At 37.9% G+C, this 5310-nt stretch carries 5 protein-coding genes; all 5 read left to right on the top strand.

What is annotated here, in order from left to right:
- Positions 1 to 109 precede the first annotated feature (109 nt).
- On the top strand, positions 110 to 838 hold the full coding sequence (locus HMPREF0518_RS05495; protein WP_020829039.1) for a WecB/TagA/CpsF family glycosyltransferase: 729 nt from the start codon (positions 110 to 112) through the stop codon (positions 836 to 838).
- Between the two features lie 7 nt (positions 839 to 845).
- Complete coding sequence (locus HMPREF0518_RS05490; RefSeq protein WP_003626932.1) at positions 846 to 1946, top strand: glycosyltransferase family 4 protein; 1101 nt, start codon at positions 846 to 848, stop codon at positions 1944 to 1946.
- An 87-nt stretch (positions 1947 to 2033) separates the two neighbouring features.
- The gene (locus tag HMPREF0518_RS05485; RefSeq protein ID WP_003626930.1) at positions 2034 to 3512 is read left to right on the top strand and encodes a nicotinate phosphoribosyltransferase; all 1479 of its coding nucleotides are present in this window, start codon (positions 2034 to 2036) and stop codon (positions 3510 to 3512) included.
- Entirely contained in the window at positions 3509 to 4339 is an 831-nt protein-coding gene (gene nadE / locus HMPREF0518_RS05480) for an ammonia-dependent NAD(+) synthetase (RefSeq protein ID WP_003626929.1), read from the top strand. Before HMPREF0518_RS05485 ends, nadE begins: the two co-directional genes overlap by 4 nt.
- A gap of 196 nt (positions 4340 to 4535) precedes the next feature.
- On the top strand, positions 4536 to 5310 hold a 775-nt coding region (locus HMPREF0518_RS05475; protein ID WP_003626927.1), incomplete at its 3' end, for a transposase.

Below are 5310 nucleotides of genomic sequence, written 5' to 3'. Positions count from 1 at the left end.
CAATCTTATCATGTTTGAAGAAAAGATAAAACTTGAATATCATAGGCGTACTTGCTTATTCCAATGGTAAAATAGATACTAGATGAAAAGACGTGTGAGGTGTGTGGAAATGGATAAAGTTAATATTTTAGGCGTTAATTTTGATAATAAAACTTTTAATCAATTTCAAAATGAATTTATTAGTCGACTGAATGATCACTTATCTACTTTTGTAGTAACTGCTAATCCTGAAATTGTGATGGCAGCTAACGAAAACCCAGAATTCATGAAAATTTTAAAAAATGATACAGATTATATCACTGCAGATGGAATAGGTATCGTTAAGGCGGCTAAGATGTTAAAACAGCCATTGCCTGAAAGAGTGACGGGTTATGATCTGTTCACTTGGCTGATGAGCGTAGCCAATGATCGCGGCAGCCGTGTATATCTTATTGGTGCTAAGCCAGCGGTAATTCATGCTGTACAAGCAAAAGTCGCTAAAGAATATCCTAATATTAACTTGGTCGGTGCAGAAGATGGCTACTTTAAGGGAGACTTAGATTTAGTAGCTCGCAGAATTCAAAAAACACATCCAGATATGGTCTTTGCGGCGCTAGGTTTTCCTAAACAAGAAAAGCTTTTAGCCATTTTACGTAGAAATGAAACCCCAGCTTTAATGATGGGTGTAGGGGGTAGCTTTGATGTCTTTTCTGGCATGGTCAAAAGAGCTCCAGAAGGTTTCCAAAAAACACATTTAGAATGGTTCTATCGTTTAATTACTAATCCATCTCGCTTTAAGCGAATGATGGTGTTGCCTAAATTTGTTGTCCGAGTTAAACAATCGAAGAGAGGAAAATAATTAATTGATGAAGGTTTTGCATGTAAATGCTGGTCTTGAAAATGGTGGCGGTTTATCACATATTGTTAATTTGTTAACTGAAGCCAAAAATGAAGGTGAAAATTTTGAATTGCTGACTTTAGCTGAAGGTCCGGTAGCTCAGGCAGCCCGCGCCAAGGGGATTACTACCCATGTGCTTGGAGCTAATAGTCGTTATGATTTAGCTAGTTTGCGTAAATTGACCAAATTTATTAATGATGGCAACTACCATATTGTGCATACTCATGGGGCTAGAGCCAATCTTTTTCTTTCTTTAATTCATAAGAAAATTAAGGCAACTTGGTGCATCACTGTGCATTCAGACCCTTACTTGGATTTTGAAGGGCGCGGCATTTTAGGCAAAATTTTTACCAAATTGAATTTGCGTGCGTTAAGAAAAGCCGATTGTATCTTTGCAGTAACTAATCGTTTTGCACAGCTGCTCATTAATAAAGCACAGGTGGATAAAAACAAGGTACACGTGATTTATAATGGTATCTTTTTCCACAGCAATAGCGAAATTCCAGCTAAATATGAGCATACTTATTTCAATATTATTAACGTTGCGCGTACTGAAAAGGTTAAGGGACAGGAATTGCTTTTAAAGGCCGTGAAAAAATTGGATGACCAGCATATTCGCTTGTATATTGCGGGGAATGGCAGTCAACTTGAGGCTTTGAAGGCTTTGACTAGACAATTGGATATGGCTCCTCAAGTAACTTTCCACGGCTTTATGACTCATCATCAGCTTAGTGGTTTATATAAGCGAATTGATTTAGCAGTGCTTACTTCATATTCAGAAAGTTTTCCACTTGTGCTTTTAGAAGCTACTGATAATTTGATCCCAATTTTGTCCACAGATGTTGGTGATATTCACAAGATGATTCCTGGGCCAGAGTATGGCTTTATTGCTAAAACTGGTGATATTGACTCGATTGCTAAGGTAATTGGTGAAGCAGTAGATAAGTCAAACAAAGAATTGCGTCAAATTGCTAATAATGAGAAACGTTATGCCGAAGAGCACTTTTCTGTAAGAAATCAATTAGAGACAATTCAAAAAGTTTACGACACATTGTCAGAAAACGTCTAATAAGAAAATCAAGTTCAAAAATAGCAATGTGTTAGTATTGGCTGTATAATACTGAAAAATGAAATTTTAATTACAGAAAGGGGAACAATGTTTTACCCAGAATTAGACAAAGACGATTCTTTGGCCTTACACACTGATTTATACGAAATTAATATGATGTATACCTACTTCAAAAAGGGGATTGCTGATCGCAATGCTGTTTTTGAAGCTTTTTATAGAACTGAGCCATTTGGCAACGGCTATGCTGTTTATGCCGGCTTGGAACACATTATTGATTATTTAAAGAATTTAAAGTTTAAAGAAAGCGACCTGCAATATTTGAAGGAGCAGGAAGGCTATGATGACGACTTTATTGACTACTTGCGCAACTTTAAGTTAAAGCTTAATATCCGTTCCATGAAGGAAGGGGAATTGGTTTTTGCTAACGAACCAATTTTGCAAGTTGAAGGACCACTTGCTCAAGCACAATTAGTCGAAACAGCTATTTTGAACATCATTAACTTCCAAACTTTGCTTGCTACTAAGGCAGCAAGAATTAAGCTAGCTGTGCAAAATGATGGCTTGATGGAATTTGGTTCACGTCGTGCCCAAGAAACTGATGCCGCAATTTGGGGTGCACGTGCTGCTTATATTGGTGGTTTTGACTCAACCAGTAATGTACGTGCCGGTAAGTTATTTGGTATTCCAATCTCAGGAACTCACGCTCATGCTTTAGTTGAAGCTTTTGGCAGCGAATATGAAGCATTTAAAGCTTATGCCGGAACACATAAGAACTGCGTCTTCTTAGTTGATACTTATGATACAGTTCGCAGTGGTGTACCAAATGCCATTAAGGTTGCCAACGAAATGTGCGACAAGATCAACTTCTTAGGTGTTCGTATCGATTCAGGTGATATGGCTTATATTTCTAAGCGAGTTCGTAAGGAATTAGATGACGCTGGCTACCCAGATGCTAAGATTTTTGCTTCTAACGACCTTGATGAAAATACAATCACTAACTTGAAGATGCAAGGTGCTAAGATTGATGTTTGGGGTATTGGTACCAAATATATCACCGCCTATGATCAGCCAGCACTTGGTGCAGTTTACAAGTTAGTAGCCATGGAAGATGAAGTAGATGCAATGTGTGATACGCTTAAGATTTCTTCTAATGCTATCAAGGTATCTACGCCTGGTAAAAAGCAAGTATGGCGTATCAATGCCAACACTGCTAAGAAAAATGAGGGAGACTGGGTATCTCGCGATAACGAAGATCCGCGCAAGTTTGATGCCTTGTTCATGTTCCACCCACAATACACTTATATCAACAAAGTGGTAACTGATTATACTGCTATTCCGCTTTTGCATGATATCTTTAAGGATGGCGAGCTTGTTTACAAGCAACCTAGCCTCGATGAGATTAAGAAGTTTGTTGCTGATAATTTGGACGGCTTATGGGATGAATACAAGCGTAGCTTGAACCCACAAGAATATCCAGTTGATTTGTCACAAAACTTGTACGAGAGTAAGATGGATCTTATTCAAGATATCCGTCGTAAGATTAGAGAAAGAAGCATTGGTCGATGAGAGAATTACAAAAAGAAATTATTGCATATGAACATGTTTTGCCTGAAATTGATCCTAAAAAAGAAATCAGACGTTCAATTGATTTCTTAAAGGATTATTTAAAGGCTAATCCATTTTTGAAGTCATATGTTTTGGGCATTTCTGGTGGTCAAGATTCTACCTTAACTGGAAAGCTTTGCCAAATGGCAATTGAAGAAATGCGTGAAGAAACTGGCGATGATTCTTATCAATTTATCGCAGTTCGTTTGCCATATGGCGTTCAAGCTGATGCTAGCGATGCTGCAGATGCTGTTAAGTTCCAACATCCAGACCAAGATTTAATCGTTAATATTAAGGAACCAGTAGATGCAATGGTAAAGGTTGTTGAAGCTAGTGGTCAAAAGATTACTGACTTTAATAAAGGCAATATCAAGGCTCGTCAAAGAATGGTGGTTCAATATGCCATTGCTGGTGCTAATAAGGGTGCAGTCGTAGGTACTGACCACGCTGCCGAAAACTTCAGTGGATTTTATACCAAGTTTGGTGATGGTGCTGCTGACTTAACTCCACTTTTCCGCTTGGACAAGCGTCAAGGCAAGATGCTTTTAAAGGAATTGGGGTGTCCAGCTCACCTTTATGAAAAGGCTCCTACAGCTGACCTTGAAGAAGAAAAGCCAGATTTACCAGATGAAGTTGCTTTAGGTGTAACTTATAAGGAAATCGATGACTACCTTGAAGGCAAGGAAGTTAGCGATAAAGCAGCTGATCAAATCAAAAAATTATGGAAGAAGAGTGAACACAAGCGTCATTTGCCAGTTACTGTATTTGATGATTTCTACAAGAAGTAACTAAAACTTGTGAAAGCGCTAAAATGATCTTATAATGAACTTACTCATTGATAAATTTGGGGACTGATTAAGCAAGGAGATCCCGTATTTTAATGCGGGGAGGAATTGCATTTTCAGTCCCTTTTTTCTATATTATAATTCACTAATTAATTTATGATATAATATTCAGTGAATATTGCTAAGGAGGTGAAATCATTTGGATCAATCAGTAGTTATTAAAGCTCAGTTGCTTAATATTGGTAATGAAACTGCGCGAGCTTTTTCAATTACCATGCTTAAGTATCGTGATGCCTGCAACTATATTTCACAGTACATTTTTGATCATAATTTTGTGCTAAAGCAGTCTAAGCTGAACCAAGCGCTATATCATGACTTACGCGATAAATTTAACCTTAAAAGTCAAATGGCACAATCAGCTATTAAAACGGTTATTGCTCGCTATAAGACTGTTAGGACTCAACTTTTTCAACATCCTTTTCGTTATGATACTGGAAAGAAAGACAGTCGTGGTCGGGCTATTTGGGCACAAATCTATCGTAATCTCACTTGGCTATGGCAACCAATACGTTTTAAACGTCCTCAGCTTGACTTGCAGCGTAGTCGGGATTGGTCTTACAAAGCTGCTAATCATCAATTATCGTTAAATACCCTGCAAGGCAGAAAAGTAGTTAATTTCGTCTGTAAAGGCTTTGACAAGTACCTTGATCAAACTAAATGGAAGTTTGGCTCGCTTAAATTGCTTAAGTTAAGAAACAAATGGTATGTGCATTTAAGTGCAACCGCTTCATTGCCAGAGTATCAAGTATCACAAGCTGAACACGTTGTCGGAATTGATCGTGGGTTGCGTTTCTTAACTGCTTGTTATGACGAAAAAGGCAAGACTTTGCTCTATAGTGGACAACAGATATTGCGTAAAAGACGTAAATACAAGAGATTAAGAGCACAACTACAAGCCAAAGGCACCAAGTCCG

Origin of the sequence: Lactobacillus helveticus DSM 20075 = CGMCC 1.1877, from assembly GCF_000160855.1 — a bacterium.
GTDB lineage: Bacteria > Bacillota > Bacilli > Lactobacillales > Lactobacillaceae > Lactobacillus > Lactobacillus helveticus.
This window is presented reverse-complemented; position numbering and strand designations above follow the sequence as displayed.

Coding starts and splice junctions, on each gene's coding strand:
- nadE (WP_003626929.1), top strand. CDS start 3,509: ATGAGAGAATTACAAAAAGAAATTATTGCATATGAACATGTTTTGCCT.
- HMPREF0518_RS05485 (WP_003626930.1), top strand. CDS start 2,034: ATGTTTTACCCAGAATTAGACAAAGACGATTCTTTGGCCTTACACACT.
- HMPREF0518_RS05490 (WP_003626932.1), top strand. CDS start 846: ATGAAGGTTTTGCATGTAAATGCTGGTCTTGAAAATGGTGGCGGTTTA.
- HMPREF0518_RS05495 (WP_020829039.1), top strand. CDS start 110: ATGGATAAAGTTAATATTTTAGGCGTTAATTTTGATAATAAAACTTTT.